At 70.6% G+C, this 14,130-nt stretch carries 15 protein-coding genes and 1 tRNA gene; 9 read left to right on the top strand and 7 right to left on the bottom strand.

The genetic code is table 11. The features are described from left to right. The 3 genes from W5W_RS16025 to W5W_RS0104180 form a co-directional block, all read left to right on the top strand. Positions 1-345: hypothetical protein (locus W5W_RS16025; protein WP_161603435.1), on the top strand; the 345-nt coding region annotated here is incomplete at its 5' end. 420 nt (positions 346-765) lie between these two features. After that, complete coding sequence (locus W5W_RS0104175) at positions 766-5,259, top strand: hypothetical protein (RefSeq protein ID WP_029574067.1); 4,494 nt, start codon at positions 766-768, stop codon at positions 5,257-5,259. Continuing rightward, positions 5,256-5,480: a transcriptional regulator gene (locus W5W_RS0104180; protein ID WP_238533244.1), complete on the top strand. Its 225-nt coding sequence runs from the start codon at positions 5,256-5,258 to the stop codon at positions 5,478-5,480. The genes W5W_RS0104175 and W5W_RS0104180 overlap by 4 nt, the downstream gene beginning before the upstream one ends. A 15-nt stretch (positions 5,481-5,495) precedes the next feature. Here the strand turns inward: W5W_RS0104180 and W5W_RS0104185 are convergent, their stop codons facing one another. Then, positions 5,496-6,233: a TetR/AcrR family transcriptional regulator gene (locus W5W_RS0104185; RefSeq protein ID WP_017194465.1), complete on the bottom strand. Its 738-nt coding sequence runs from the start codon at positions 6,231-6,233 to the stop codon at positions 5,496-5,498. Positions 6,234-6,293: 60 nt separating this feature from the next. Further along, the gene (locus W5W_RS0104190) at positions 6,294-6,797 is read right to left on the bottom strand and encodes a (deoxy)nucleoside triphosphate pyrophosphohydrolase (RefSeq protein WP_017194466.1); all 504 of its coding nucleotides are present in this window, start codon (positions 6,795-6,797) and stop codon (positions 6,294-6,296) included. Between the two features lie 116 nt (positions 6,798-6,913). Here W5W_RS0104190 and W5W_RS0104195 point away from each other — a divergent pair, with 116 nt between their 5' ends. Next, positions 6,914-7,648, top strand: coding sequence for a M50 family metallopeptidase (locus W5W_RS0104195; protein WP_017194467.1), 735 nt, complete (start codon positions 6,914-6,916; stop codon positions 7,646-7,648). Positions 7,649-7,759: 111 nt separating this feature from the next. Here W5W_RS0104195 and W5W_RS16420 read toward each other — a convergent pair whose 3' ends face one another. The 3 genes from W5W_RS16420 to W5W_RS0104205 are packed head-to-tail and all read right to left on the bottom strand — an operon-like array spanning position 7,760 to position 8,476. Beyond that, complete coding sequence (locus W5W_RS16420) at positions 7,760-8,035, bottom strand: MerR family transcriptional regulator (protein WP_081486197.1); 276 nt, start codon at positions 8,033-8,035, stop codon at positions 7,760-7,762. Then, the gene (locus W5W_RS16915; RefSeq protein ID WP_081486198.1) at positions 7,977-8,132 is read right to left on the bottom strand and encodes a MerR family DNA-binding transcriptional regulator; all 156 of its coding nucleotides are present in this window, start codon (positions 8,130-8,132) and stop codon (positions 7,977-7,979) included. Before W5W_RS16915 ends, W5W_RS16420 begins: the two co-directional genes overlap by 59 nt. Then, complete coding sequence (locus W5W_RS0104205) at positions 8,117-8,476, bottom strand: hypothetical protein (RefSeq protein WP_017194469.1); 360 nt, start codon at positions 8,474-8,476, stop codon at positions 8,117-8,119. Before W5W_RS0104205 ends, W5W_RS16915 begins: the two co-directional genes overlap by 16 nt. 197 nt (positions 8,477-8,673) lie before the next feature. Here W5W_RS0104205 and W5W_RS0104210 point away from each other — a divergent pair, with 197 nt between their 5' ends. Further along, complete coding sequence (locus tag W5W_RS0104210) at positions 8,674-9,066, top strand: DoxX family membrane protein (RefSeq protein ID WP_017194470.1); 393 nt, start codon at positions 8,674-8,676, stop codon at positions 9,064-9,066. Between the two features lie 67 nt (positions 9,067-9,133). Here the strand turns inward: W5W_RS0104210 and W5W_RS0104215 are convergent. Then, positions 9,134-9,204: transfer RNA gene (locus W5W_RS0104215), tRNA-Gly, on the bottom strand. A gap of 189 nt (positions 9,205-9,393) precedes the next feature. On the opposite strand from W5W_RS0104215, the gene W5W_RS0104220 reads away from it, so the two are divergent. The 3 genes from W5W_RS0104220 (at position 9,394) to W5W_RS0104230 (ending at position 12,276) form a co-directional block, all read left to right on the top strand. Continuing rightward, complete coding sequence (locus W5W_RS0104220) at positions 9,394-9,945, top strand: TM2 domain-containing protein (RefSeq protein ID WP_017194471.1); 552 nt, start codon at positions 9,394-9,396, stop codon at positions 9,943-9,945. A 109-nt stretch (positions 9,946-10,054) separates the two neighbouring features. Next, a complete protein-coding gene (gene dcd, locus W5W_RS0104225; RefSeq protein WP_008731316.1) occupies positions 10,055-10,732 on the top strand; it encodes a dCTP deaminase in 678 nt (225 codons plus the stop codon). A 389-nt stretch (positions 10,733-11,121) separates the two neighbouring features. Next, a complete protein-coding gene (locus W5W_RS0104230; RefSeq protein ID WP_008729686.1) occupies positions 11,122-12,276 on the top strand; it encodes a hypothetical protein in 1,155 nt (384 codons plus the stop codon). 108 nt (positions 12,277-12,384) lie between these two features. On the opposite strand, the gene W5W_RS0104235 is transcribed toward W5W_RS0104230, so the two are convergent. Continuing rightward, positions 12,385-13,179: a 3'-5' exonuclease gene (locus W5W_RS0104235; protein WP_017194473.1), complete on the bottom strand. Its 795-nt coding sequence runs from the start codon at positions 13,177-13,179 to the stop codon at positions 12,385-12,387. A gap of 119 nt (positions 13,180-13,298) precedes the next feature. Here W5W_RS0104235 and W5W_RS0104240 point away from each other — a divergent pair, with 119 nt between their 5' ends. Continuing rightward, positions 13,299-14,117, top strand: coding sequence for a nitroreductase family protein (locus W5W_RS0104240; protein ID WP_008729691.1), 819 nt, complete (start codon positions 13,299-13,301; stop codon positions 14,115-14,117). The last annotated feature ends 13 nt before the right edge of the window (positions 14,118-14,130 follow it).

Consider the following 14,130-nt stretch of genomic DNA (forward strand, 5'->3'; position numbering starts at 1 on the left):
AATGTGATCAATTCAATAAATGGGGTTGGCGGTTTGGTTGAAGAGTTTCAGAAGCCTCTTGGGCTCGGAATCGAAGGTGCTTCATCGAAGAATATGCCGAAGAATATGGCGCTGCGAGATGCTATTCGCGATCCTCAACAGCTCAAGTGTGCCGGTATTGACTTGGCGAAAGGTGCAGGGAAGTGTGCGATGTTTGCTGCCGAGGCTTTCGCTGTGACTGTAGTCGGGACGGCGCTATTGGCTCGCGTTGGCGCCGAGGATGATATGGATGGTGAGGATGATGGGGAGGCGTCTGTGGAAGGTGGTGATGAGGAGATGTTTGGTCGTGAAATCATCGAAGAGTAATAAGAATGTTTGCGCCGCCGCTCTTCGGTTCGTGCTCGCATATTGGTTTGGCGGTCTTTTCGCGTCCGCCGGCTGGTCTGCACCGCCCGGACTCGTCCGACCGATTTCGAGCCGGAAGCGGACCGATCTCGATGCGGTTTGCGACCGATCTCGGCGCGGAGTACGACCGATCTCGAGCCGGAAGTGGACCGATCTCGGCGGCTTTGGGGCGCGCGTCCGCTCGCATCCTGCGCGTCCGCTCGCATCCTGCGCGTCCGCTCGCCTTCTGCGCCATCTGCGCGTCCGCTCGCGTCCTGCGCCGCCCGAGTGCTGCGCATAGTTGCGCATAGTGCTGCATCTCCCAATATCCCAGCGGGACAGGTGCGACCCGCCCCGGAGCGTCTGCGCCCTTCGGCGCCCTCCTGCCGATATGTTGGGGATATGACGCCTTCACTCTTCTCATTCGGACGCAGCCGGCGTCGCGCGAGCGACCCGCCGGCTCAGCCCGAAGGCGTTGCGGCATCCACTCCGTCGCCGCCCGAACCCAGCGAGGAGCCGGAGCCGCCCGCCGAGCCCCCGGCGCCCCCGGTGTCCCCGGAGCGCCGTGCACTGGTGGAGAACGCCTTGACCGCCTGGCGCGACGAGCTCATCGACCTCGGGGGAGCCTCGAGTCTGGATGACATCTCGTTGCTCGACGCCGTTGTGGATCTCACGAACGCCCACCCCTCCGGGCTGGCGCAGCTCTACGCCGGGCGCCCCACGCACCTGGGCAATCTCGTGCGCGAGCGCGAAGCCCTGGGGCAGGCCCGTCAGAGCCTGAAGGACGTCGCGGGGCACACGGATCTGCTGGCCCGCCAGTTCGGCGTCGCCCCCGTCTATCTCGCCATCGGCGTGGCGACCTGGACCGAGACCGTTCCGGCCGATGAGCCGGAGCCGCAGCTGTCCTTCCCCTTCACGCCGCGCTCTCGAGGCGCTGATGCGGCGGGCGGCTCCGACTCCGATCCGGCCGGCCCGGTGAGCCCCGCCGCCCCGAGCCCGACGACTCCGGCCAGCCCCGCGAGCCCGGCGACTCCGACCAGCCCGGCCAGCCCATCAAGCCCCGCCGCCCCGAGCCCGGCGAGCGCGGACGCCGGCATGTCCGCCTCCCGCCGCGCCGCCAGGGCCGCGCAGTACGACAGCGCCTCCAGCAGCCGAATGATCGTGCGCAATGTCAACGCCCCCGTGCTGCTGCGCCCCGTGCGACTGTCCAGCGCCACCGCGGAGGCCTCGCTCACCCTGGACCCGTCCATCGAGGTCAACCCGGTGCTCATTCGGGCACTGCACCGCTACGGCTCGACCACCGATGTCGAGGCCATCGCGCACGCCGCCCTGTCCGCCGAGGGCTTCACCCCGCGGGCCGCGCTGGCGCGCATCGGGGGCCTGGGGCGGGAGTACCTTCCCGGCTTCGAGATGCACGAGCGCCTCGTCGTGGGCGCCTTCGTCCACCCGGGTCAGGCACTCGTGGAGGACTTCGACGCCACCATCGAGCGCGCCCGCACCTCCGCGCTCGTCGCCGCGCTCGCCGGGGACGAGATCGCCCGCGAAGCGCTCGACGTCGAGCTGCCCGCCTCCCGAGCCGAGGACCGCGCCCCCGAGGCCGAGCGCGGCGCCGGCGATCTCGATCCCGCGCAGCTCGACGCCGTCGAGGCCGTCGGCTCGGGCGCCTCGCTGCTGCTGGACGCCCCTCCCGGATCCGACGTCGCCGCGTCCCTGGCCGCCGTCGCCGCCGACGCCGCCGCCTCGGGCCGCACCGTGCTGCATGTGCCCGCCACCAGCGCCGACGGGCACGCCGTCGCGGATGCGCTGCGCGACCTGGGCCTGGGCGACATCGTGCTGGACCTGACCGAGGACGCCGCCTGGCGCCGTCACGCGGGCGAGGGCATCAAGGAGGCGCTCGGCGTCGTCCCGCCCGACCTCGACGTCGCCGCCATCGTCGATATGCGCGAGCGCCTGATGTCCGTGCGCACGCGCCTGACCCGCTACGTCGGGGCGCTCCACCAGCGCCGCGAGCCCTGGGGGGTCTCCGCCTACGACGCCCTGCAGAAGCTCGCCGACCTCACTACCGGGCGCGTGCGCGCCCGCACCAAGGAGCGGGTCGCGCCCGGGCGCCTCGAACGCCTCGACGACTCCGGGCGCGCCCGTGCCGTGGCACTCCTGACCCGCGCTCACATGCTGGGCGTCTTCTCCCCGCGGACCAGGGCGTCGGCCTGGAACGGCATCTCGATCACCGATATCGACGAGGCCACCGACGTGCTCGCGCAGCTGGCCCGGCTCGCCGATGACCTGCTGCCGACCGTTCAGCGGCACATCGAGGAGGCCGCCGAGGGGACCGGTCTGACCCCCGCCTCCACTCTCGCCGACTGGTGCGAGCAGCTCGACATGCTCGACGGCGTGCGCGACTCCCTCGACATCTTCATCCCCGAGGTCTTCGAGCGCTCCGCCGCCGACCTGGTCATCGCCACGGCCTCCAGGCGGTGGCGCGAGGAGCGCGACATCGAGATGAGCTCCTCGACCCGTCGCCGCTTCATCAGGCAGGCCAAGGACCTGGTGCGCCCCGGGCGCGATGTGAGCGACCTGCACGCGGAACTGGTCAAGGTCCAGCAGCGCCGCGAGATCTGGCGCCGCCACGATCCCGACGGCGGCTGGCCCACCCTGCCGCCCGGACTGGACGAGATGAAGGCGGTGGCCGCCCGGGCCCGGCGGGCCGTCGCCGAGGTCCAGCCCGTGCTCGGGCGTGCGCAGGACTCCCCGGAGCTGATGAGCATGCCTCTGGGTGACCTCGAGACCCGTGCGCGCGACCTGGCCGACGACGACACCACGGCCCAGATCCTTCCCGAGCTCGGCCGTCTCACGACGCAGCTCGACGAGCTGGGCCTGGTGCCGCTGGCCGAGGACCTGGCCGACCGGGCGATCGACTCGGGTCAGATCGAGGATGAGCTCACCTACTGCTGGTGGTCCTCGCTGCTGGCTCAGATCCTGCGCGACGACTCCGCCCTGGGCGGGCTCGATGTGCACGCCCTCAATGACCTGGCCGACTCGCTGCGCGAGCTGGACGCCGCCCAGGCCGACTCCCTGGCGGCGCCCGTGGCCCACGCCTGCGCCGGTCGGGTGCGGGCCGCCATTGAGGCGGACAAGGAGGATGCGCGCGAGCTGTACCGCGCCCTGTCCCGCGACGACGGCGTGCCGCTGCGCGACATCATCGCCGCTCACCGCGTCGCCATGGTGGCCAAGCCGGTGTGGATCGTTCCGCCTACGCTCGTTCCCCAGGTGCTGAGCCCGGAGGCCGTCGTCGACCTGGCGGTCCTGGATGCGAGCGCCCACATGCCGGTCGCGCAGGTGATGCCGGCCTTCGTGCGGGCCGAGCAGGTCCTGGTCGTGGGGGATCCGCGGCGGGCGACCACCGGCCTGGCCGCCGAGCTCGGGCCGCTGCTGCCCAGCGTCACTCTGCCCACCGGTCGCAACACGCTGGATTCGAGGATCGCCGCCTTCCTGGCGACCAACGGCTACGAGGGCGTCGTCGAGGCCGTGCCCGCCCCGCCGGGCACCTCCAATCTCTCCCTCGAGCTCGTCGACGGGCGCGGCATGCCGGCCCCCGGGGAGATGGCCGTGGAGTCGGTGCCGACCGAGGTCGATCGCGTCGTCGACCTGGTCATCGACCATGCGCTGAGCCACCCCGAGAGATCCCTGGCGGTCGTGGCGCTCAACTCCAGGCACGCCGAGGAGATACGCAGGGCCACGGCCAACGCCGCAGCCGGGTCCGCGGCCCTGGACGAGTTTTTCGCGGCGGGGATCGCCGAGCCCTTCGTCGTCGTGGACCTGTCCGAGGCGCGCTCGCTGCGCCGGGACCACGCCATCATCTCCGTCGGCTACGCCAAGACGCCGCACGGCCGGACCATTCACAGCTTCGGTGCCGTCTCCCAGGCCGGGGGAATGGTGGGGCTCGTGGAGGCGCTGTGCGTCTCCCGCAATCGAGCGCAGGTCGTCTCCTGCCTGGGACCCGACGACCTCGATCCCGAGCGGCTGCATGCTCCGGGGGCCAGGCTGCTGCGCGAGGTGCTGCTGCGCGCCTCGGGGTCGGACGCCGTGGAGGTCGAGGACGCCGCAACGCCCGATCGGCTCCTGGTGGACCTCGCCGAGCACCTGTGGCGCAAGGGCCTGGAGGTGGTGCCCCGCTACGGCGTGCCCGGCGGCCCTCACATCCCCCTGGCCATCGGCCACCCCGACTACCCCGGCGAGCTGTTCGTGGCGGTGCTGACCGACGACGACGCCTATGTGGCCGAGCCGAGCCTGCGGCGTCGTGACCGTCACTGGGTGGAGCGCCTCCAGCACCGAGGATGGCTGGTGCACACGGCGTTCTCGGCCGGCGTCTTCGTGGACCCCGAGGCCGAGGCACGGCGGGTCGAGGCCCTGGTGCTGTCGGTCCTCACCGAGCGCTCCGCGGCGGAGCAGGCGCCCCCCGAGCCGCAGATTCCGGCGCACCTGGAGGAGACGGCGTCACCGCCCCCGCCCAGGAGTCCGGATGATACGGAGGAGGTGGCACCGCCCCCGCCCATCACAGGCGGCGGAGATGGCAGAGCCGGCTCAGACCGTGCAGACGGTACAGAGCGCGGGGACGACCGGCTGAGGATGAACGAGACGAGTGACCGGATGGGGCCGGAGATGTCCGCCCCGACTGTCGGTCCCCGTCGGGCTCAGCGGCCTCCGATCGCCGAGGGCCTGCCGTTGCAGGCGTACTCCGACGACCAGCTCGACGACATGATGGTGTGGATACGCTCCGATGGCGTGCAGCGCGATGAGCAGACCGAGGTCGAGGAGCTGCGGGCGGCGCTCGCGCTGACGCGCAACGGCGCAGGCATCAGTGCCGTGCTGTCCAATGCGGTGCGGCGAACCCGGTGAGCGCTCGACGGCGTGCGGTGGCGCTCTCGCCGCAGGACCGGGAGCGGATCGCGCGCGGTGAACTCCCGGAGGCGGACGCCGAGGTCGAGCGCCGTCGGGGTCTCGATGCTCTGACGGATGCGCTCGCGCGAGACGGCGGGGCGCTCGGGCCGCAGGACGACGGCGGTGCGATCGCCAACGACGCCCGACTCCTGCGCGAGGTTCCCCCGCACTGGGGCTGATCGCCGGATTCTCAGTCAGCCTGCGGCGGCGCGGACGAGCGGTTCTGAAGGCGCAGAAGATGCACTGGGACCGGCCGAATCAGCCGAATCGGCATGCGCATCGTCGTCCGCATTCTGGGTGGCGTGGGTGGGCGGCACCGCCGGGACGCCGTGCTCCGGGATGTCCGCGCCCACCGCGCGCAGCACGAAGGTGTCCAGGGCCTCGAGGTAGGCGGTGCGGGCGGTCGGCTCCGTCGGCGTCGGGCGCCCGCCCATGACGCAGGCGTGCACGAGCGGGATGACCTGAGCCGGGTCCTGGGGCGGGATCGCCTCGGTGGCGACGGCGTCGGTGAGGATCTGGGCGAGCATCTGCGCCATGAGTCCGGCATGTGCGCGCAGACGACCGGCCGTTCCGCGCGAGACCGAGTTCGCCAGCGGGCCGGTGGAGGGGAAGTGGAAGTGCCGTTTGAGCAGGGCCTGCTGGCGCACGTAGACGCGCAACCTGTCGATGGGATCCTCGACGCCGGCCAGCGAGGCGGAGAGCTCTTCGGCATAGCGGGCCGTCTCATGCTCCATGAACGCCAGGAGGAGATCCTCCTTGTCCGCGAAGTGGTTGTAGACCGCGGTGCGCCCGACACCGGCGTGCGCGGCGACGTCCGACAGGGTGATCTTGTCGAAGGAGTGCTTGGCCATCAGCTCCGCGAGGGCGTCGAACAGGGCGGTCCGTGTTCGTTCGCGGTGCTCGGCGAGTGAACTTCCCATGATCTTCGGCATGAGGCCACCCTAACCTACGAGGTGACGGAATCGCGATAACCGTCATAAAGGAGGTGCTCTTCATGATGCCGCAGTGGCTGCGGCGCGGATCGCCGCCAGAATGGGCAGGTCGGCCGGCAGCCAGGGCAGCGAATCGAGCTCCTCCCATGCGACCCATCGCACCGACTCGTGCGCGGCGCCGGCTTGCGGACGACTGTCCGGGACGGTCGGCTCCGCGAGCCACACGCGCATCCGATACCCGTGCAGGACGGGCCAGGCGGGGGCGTCGTCGTCGGGGAAGTCCTGGGCGCGATGGGCGGCGCCGGGTGCTGGGGCCGCCACGGCCAGGTCGTGGGGCGGACGAACCTCGTCTCCGAGGGTGACGACCAGGTCGAGCTCTTCGGCCAGCTCGCGGATCAGGGCCCGGGTCGGCGTCTCACCCGGCTCGACCTTGCCGCCGGGCAGCTCGTACTGGCCGGCGTGCTCGGCCGGGTAGGAGCGGGCTGCGCACAGCATGGCGGTGGGGCGGACCAGGGAATCCACGACGGCGGCGGCCACGACGAGCCGCGAGGAACGGGCGGTCATGCCAGGCACTCTAGCGCCGCTGCCTCCAGTGTCATGCGTCGAGATCGGAAGCAGGAGGCGTTGGAAAACAGCTGGAGCACAGCCGCAGACAACCCGGATCTGGCACACTTCCCGCCGTGAACATCGACTGGAGCTCCTGGTGGTCCGACACCCTCACTCGCCCCCTGTCCAATGTCGCCTCGGGGCAGCGCGCCCTGTGGATCGCTCTGGCGGTTCTAGCGCTGGTGCTGGCCTTCCCGACGGCGCGGCGCTGGGGGCGCACTCTGGTCACCATCGTGCATGAGGCCGCGCATGCCGGAGCCGGCATGCTCGTGGGCCGCAAGTTCAAGGGCTTCGTCGTGGAGAAGAACCTCGCCGGTCATGCCGTGACCGCGGGCAGGGAACGCGGCCCCGGGCGCGTCTTCACGACGTGGGCGGGCTACCCGGCTCCCGCGGTGCTCGGCGCCGTCGTGACCCTGGCCGCCCTGGGAGGGTGGAGCGGCCTTGTCCTCCTCCTGGCCGCAGTGGCACTCGTCGTGCTCCTGGTCATGTCCCGCTCGGTGCGCACGGTGCTCCTGGTCGCGCTCGTCGGGGGACTCGTGTTCGCCCTGTGGTGGTGGGGGGACGCCCTGGCCGGCATCCCACTGCGCGCCGGCGTCGTCGCGGGAGTCGGACTGGCGCTGCTCGTGGGCGCTTGGGATTCTCTGCGCGATGTGGCCGCCTCGCGGGACAATGCGCAGGATCATCGTGCACTCGCGGCGCTCACCGGGGTGCCCGCCGGCCTGTGGCTGGTCACCTGGTTCCTCGTCGATGCCGCCGCGACCGGCGTGGTGGCGTGGAGCATATGGGCGGCACTGACGGCACTGACGTGAGAGCCGAATGCGCCGGTGCCGCGCTGCCCGGCGGCCTCGTCGAGGGGCGTCCCGGCCCGGGGCCGGCTGACTCGGCAACCGGCTAACTCAGCGGCTCAGCGAATCAGCGAATCAGTAACCCGCGTCGATGATCTCCTGCTCCCACGAGTGCAGGAGGGCGTCCGCCGCGTCGAGGCGACGCCGCTGCTCGGCGATCTGGTCGCCCAGTTCGGCCAGGAGTGCCCGAGCCCGCTTGATGCGCTCCTCGGCGCTGTCGGGCTCCTTGGCGGTGAGCATGCGACGGATCTGCTGAAGGGGGAAGCCGACGCCGCGCATGGTGACGACGATGTCAAGCTGGTCGAGCGTGGCCTGGTTGTAGCGGCGACGCCCGCCGGCGTCGCGCGGGATCGGGGGGGAGCAGGCCGGCGGACTCGTAGTAGCGCAGCGTCTCGATGCTCACGCCCGCCTGCGCGGCTGCCGCGCCGATGCCTACTTCCGCATCCATCCGAGGTACCACAGCGCCATGATGCCGGAGGCGAGCACTGCGCGGACTCCGTGGTGCAGCCAGACATTGCCCCCCTCGACCAGGGAGCCGTACAGGATCGGGGCGATCGAGCCCAGCACCAGCCCGATGACGACTGTGACGTGATGGCGCTTCAGAGCGCCCACCACCAGGCAGGCGGCGGCTGCCGCGAAGCAGAGGGCCGGAGCCGCCAGGGCGAGGGGCGCTACCGGATTCAGCGGAATGACGACTCCGAGAGCCGCCAGGAGCGCATTGAGCGCCGCATAGGACAGGACGAGGATGATCGAGACGACTGCGATGACTGGGTGACGAGACTGCATACGCATGCGAGTAGTCAACAACCTGAAGCGCGCACGAGGTCCAGGACACGGGCGGTCGGGCGCCACGACGGCGCGCGTGCGCCCGATACGCTGGGGCCACTCCGAATCGTCGACGCACACAGTCACACACAAGCCACTCAGTACTCGTCTCAAGTACTCATCGCCACTCACCGCCACTCGTCCGACCTCACCCAAGGAGCATCATGATCGGTCCAGCCAACGTTCTCGCCCGCGGCCTCCTGGCCGGCGTCTTCGTCGTCGGCGGCATCAACCAGATCAAGGGCGCACACCTTCTCGCCGACAAGGTCGAGGCCGCCAAGGAGGAGTACGGCGTCGTCCTCGATGTGGCGGGGGAGGACCTGGTCAGGCTCAATGGCGCGGGCATGGCGCTGGCCGGCGGGGCGCTCGCCCTGGGCATCGCCCCGCGTCTGTCGGCGGCCGCCCTCATCGGCCTGCTCGTTCCGACGACGATCGTCGGCCACCCCTTCTGGAAGATCGAGGACAAGGCCAAGCGCCGTACAGCGGTCACGGGAACTCTCAACAACGCCGCCATCATCGGGGGCCTGATGCTCGTGCGCGCCAGGCGCAAGCGCTGATGCCACTGGGCGAACTGGGGGAACCGGGGGAAAGCTAGAGAAACGGGCCCGCATTGGCCCTCGTCCGAGCGGGTGACGGGAATCGAACCCGCGCTGTCAGCTTGGGAAGCTGAAGTTCTACCATTGAACTACACCCGCGCTCACCTGCTGTGAGGTGCTGGAGCAGCATACCTCATGCGGCCCCGGACTTGAAAACGTGTCCAATCCGGCTTCCGGAATACTGGTCCCCGTCCGCTTATCATGGAAATTCGGATAACGAACCCGCTAACCTTGGACCCCGGGCCGTCTCAGTCGGACGGCTCTTCCCCGAAATCTGAGAGGCCCTAGATGAGCAACGCGTACGACCCCTCCGGATACCCGCAGGCGGCTCCCATGGGCGGTGCGCCTGGCGCCGACGGCGGCCAGGCGGTGGCTCCCTACTCGGCTCAGAGCCCCTATGCCTCTGCGGCGTCGGGCGCCCAGCCGGGCTACCAGCAGCCCGGTTATCAGCAGCCGGGCTTCGACCAGGCCGGTTATCAGCAACCCGGCTATCAGCAGCCCGGCTATCAGCAGGATCCCGGGTTCGACCCCAACCAGATGGGCTATCAGCAGCCAGTCGCCTACTACGACCAGAAGTCCAAGCTCGCCGCCGGTCTGTTCGGGATCTTCTTCGGCTCTCTCGGCGTCCACAACTTCTACCTGGGCTACACCAACAAGGCCGTTGGCCAGCTGGTGGGGACCATCGTCGGCTACATCCTGTGCATCATCTTCATCGGCTTCTTCATCGTCGTGGGCATCCAGATCTGGGCACTGGTCGAGGGCATCTTGATCCTGAGCGCGCAGCCCGGCTCGCAGCCCTGGGGCGTGGACGCGCGCGGAGTGCCCCTGTCGTCCAACTGAGCGACGCTGAGATGCGGTTCGTGCGCGTCCACGGACGCGCACGAACCCATCCGAACTGTTCTGGGCCGTCACTCACTAGGTCTCTGGTCCCTCTGGCACAATCGGCCTCGTGCTCCTCTCCGACCGCGACATCCGCGCCGAGCTCGACGCCGGCCGCGTCATACTCGACCCCTATGATCCCGACATGGTCCAACCAGCCTCGATCGATGTGCGGCTGGACCGCTGGTTCCGTCTGTTCGACAACCACCGGTACCCGGTGATCGACCCGGCGGTCGAGCAGGACGGGCTCACCCACCTCGTCGATGTCGGTCCCGACGATCCCTTCGTCCTCCACCCCGGGGAGTTCGTCCTCGGCGCCACCTATGAGAGCGTCGCCCTTCCCGACGACGTCGCCGCCCGCCTGGAGGGCAAGTCCAGCCTGGGGCGCCTGGGCCTGCTGACGCACTCCACCGCCGGATTCATCGACCCCGGCTTCACCGGGCACGTCACCCTTGAGCTGAGCAACACCGCCACCATGCCCATCAAACTGTGGCCGGGAATGAAGGTCGGCCAGCTCTGCTTCTTCCGCCTGTCCAGCCCCGCGGCGGCTCCCTACGGCTCCGGCGCGCACGGTTCGCGGTACCAGGGGCAGCGCGGTCCGACGGCATCCCGTGGCCACCTGTCATTCCACCGGATCCGCATAGAGGACCCGGGGACGTCGGCTGCTGAGGGCGCTTGCGGCTCCCATGGTACTCACGGTGCCCAGCACGATGACGCGGCCTCCACCGGAACTGAGGAGCAGGCATGACGAGTCATCGGGCCGGCGGCGCATCCCGTCGAGCCGGCGGTACGAGCCACCGGGCCGACGCCCCGTCCCCTCAGGCCGGCGCTCCGTCTCGCCGGGCTGATGCCCCGTCCCGTCGGGCTGACGCCCCGACCCGCCGCTCCATGGCGTCCCGACGGGCCGATGCCCCGGCCCGTCGAACCGATGTCCCGGCCCGCCGGTCCGGCGACGCATCTCGCCGGGCCGCCGAACCGGGCCGTCGGGCCGCCGCCCCCGCTGAGGACGTCGGGGCCGTGGGCCGTCGCAGTGCGGGCCGTGCGGACGGCGGCTCCGCCCACGAGGCGCGTGGTACGGGCCGCCGTGCGCGCAGTTCCGCCCACCAGGCCGGCGGCCAGCAGGCGACCTCCCTGGCTGTGAGCAGCGCCCAGGCGGCCGCGCCCACCCTCACCATAGGCTCAGGCGACCTCGCCCTGTCCCTGCCCTCCGAGACCGGCACCTTCTCGGCCGTCGGCGCCCTGCCCGTAGGGCGCGTCGACACCCGTCACCTGCTGGTGCTGGGTGAGGACATCACCGCCGACGAGGTCGAGGCCCTCGCCCTGTCCCAGGACTTGCACTCCGGGTGGGTGGGCGCTTCACGGCTCCAACTCCTGCCCGGCGCCGAACTCCAGGGGCCCTGGAAGCTGGATGCCGAACTGCGGAATCTGTTCGACCTTCCGCCCTGGGCGGCGCAGATCATGCTGCTGGAGTGCGAGCCGGTGCGCTCCGGACCCCTGCCCGCCGCGCTGACCGGCATCGATGCGTTATCGGACGCCTTCCCATTGGCCCAGCCCACCGGTACCGAGCTCATCGCTCTGACCCGTCTGCGGGCCATTGCGCGACGTCTGGCTGGAGCACTGCGTTTGGCGGGAGATCCCGAGGTCCGCGGGGGCAAGCCGCGTCCCGTGCTCCTGACCCCCGATCCGGAGACGTCCATATCCCTGACCGTCTACGCGCCCGTGTGGATCGCGCCGGACGCAGCCGCGACGCTCGTCGGCAGCGTCGCCCCCGGCGCCCGCCTGCGCATGGACGCCATGAGCATCTTCGGTCCCGGCGGCTTGGAGGCCGTCGGGCAGGAGGCTCTGGAACGGCTCGTGGCCACCATCGGTGAGGACGTCCTGGACGAGGCCTGGCGCCGGGCCGAGAAGCAGCGGCGCGAAGTGGGGCAGTTGGAGGATCGCGCCCTGGCCTCGGGAGAGACGATCGAGGAGATGCGCGACGGTTACGCCGTCGTCGCCGACGTCGACCCCGACAGCTCCGGCAAGGGCACGATCGAGGTGCGGGTCCTGGGTACCGACGAGATGCCCCTTGCGGTGCGCGGTGAGCCATGGGCCTCCGGGGGCGTGGTCTCCTATGGCGTGGTCTGGCTGCCACGCGATCCCGCCGATGTGCACAGCGAGTCGATCTCCCGGGTGGGGCGGCGCGCCCGTACCGCTGCCCGTGAGTGCATCGAGCGGATCGCCCAGGTGATCGCCACCGCTGCGCATGGGGCCGCGGTCGATGACGACGGGTTCCTCGTCGCCCTGAACTGAGTAGCGGCTTTTGGGGCGGGCGCCGCCATACCGGTGCTGCGCTCTTCCCGGCTCTTCCCGGGCTCCCGGGCTCGTGCCCGCGCGAGTGCCCCGGCCGGTTCGTCGGATCTAGGCGGAGGGGCGCCGGAGCTCGCGCGGCTGTCGCGGTACGCCGTCGCCGGCGCGAGGGGTCAGCCGGTCCTCCTGTGTCCGCGCGGCGGCCTCGTCCCACGTCCAGGCTGTGAAGGCGGCTGCCGACTCCAGGGAGCGCGACCAGGCGACGGGGTCGTCGCCGCGCTCGTGGCCCACGGACATGTAGTGACGCAGCAGGCCCGCGCAGGCGTGGGCATCGTCCAAGGCGCAGTGGTGGCTGCCGATCCGCACGCCCGCCGATTCGCAGCACGTCACCAGGCGCCGTGACGGGGTGGTGATATAGCTGCGGGCGAGCTCCATGGTGCACACCCGCGGGATGCGCGCTCCACGGTTCAGGCGGCCGAGCGCGCCCAGCGCTTGGGTGAGGAAACCGACGTCGAAGCGGGCGTTGTGGGCCACGACGGCGCGGCCGGCGAGATCGCGCACGAGCAGGTCGGCGATCTCCGGCAGCGCCGGGGCGCCGATGAGATCCTCGGCGACGAGCCCGTGGATGAAGGTGGGACCCACGTCCACGCTCGCACCGGGATCCACCAGCGTGCTCCAGCTGCGCTGCGTGGCGCCGTCGGGGTCCAGGAGCACGATGCCGACCTCGATGATCGAGTCCGCGGCGGGCGACAGTCCCGTGGTCTCCAGGTCGATGACCGCGTAGCCCACCTCGGCGGTGCTCATCGGCCCCGACGCGGTTGCCGGCGTCGCGGTGTCCGGCGTCATGGTGGCCGGGGCGGGCGCGAGCGGGCGCAGCGTGCGGCCGGGGCGATGGTAGAAGGGCATCGGGCGGCATCGTATCGGCCCCATCGGTCCTGCGCTGGCCCCGCCGTCGAGGTCTTCACCTGGTGAGGCGACCAGATGCGCCAACCACGCCCCGGCATCGATCATCTAGGCTCCCAGTCATGACTGACGACACGCCTGCGGCGCCCGTGCCCTCCGCCGCCCTGCGCACTCCCGCCACGACTCCTGTGACCAACTCGACAATCGCGGCCCAGCTCGCCCACCGCACCATCCGCGCCTACACCGACGAACCTGTTGGCGAGGACGCGGTCGCCACGCTCCTCGATGTCGCCCGCCACTCGGCTACCGCCTCCTTCCAGCAGCAGGTGACGGTCATCCGCGTGCTCGACCCCGCCGTGCGCGAGCAGCTGCATCTCGCCTCCGGTCAGCCCTACGTCGGCGGAGATCGCGGTGAGCTCTTCGTCTTCGTGGTGGATCTGCACCGCAACGCCGTCCTGCGCGAGCGCGCCGGCGCCCCGCTCGAGCCCCTCGAGCGCACCTCCCTGTTCCTCAGCGGTGTCGAGGATGCCGTGATTGCGGCTCAGAACGTTGTTGTGGCGGCTGAATCCCTCGGGCTCGGCACCACCTATCTCGGCTCGATCATCGGCGACGTCCGGCGTGTCATCAGGGCTCTTCGGCTGCCCACGCGCACCTACCCGATCCTTGGCCTGCTCGTCGGCCATCCTGCTCAGGACCCCCAGTACAAGCCCCGCCTGCCGCGCGAGATCGTGGTGGGGACGGACGCCTACCCGCAGTTCGAGGAGCATGCCGACGCGGTGGCGGTCTACGACGCCGAGGTCGAGCAGTACTACGACCTGCGCGACACCTCCAGGAGGGTGGACTCGTTCTCCGCCCAGATCGCCCGGACGCTGGGGCAGGGGGCGGCGTCCCAGGCACCGGTCATGGAGGTGCTTCACGAGCAGCTCCTGTGCCTGAGCTGAACCGATCATGACG

Source organism: Actinomyces massiliensis 4401292 (assembly GCF_000269805.1).
GTDB classification, from domain to species: Bacteria; Actinomycetota; Actinomycetes; order Actinomycetales; family Actinomycetaceae; genus Actinomyces; species Actinomyces massiliensis.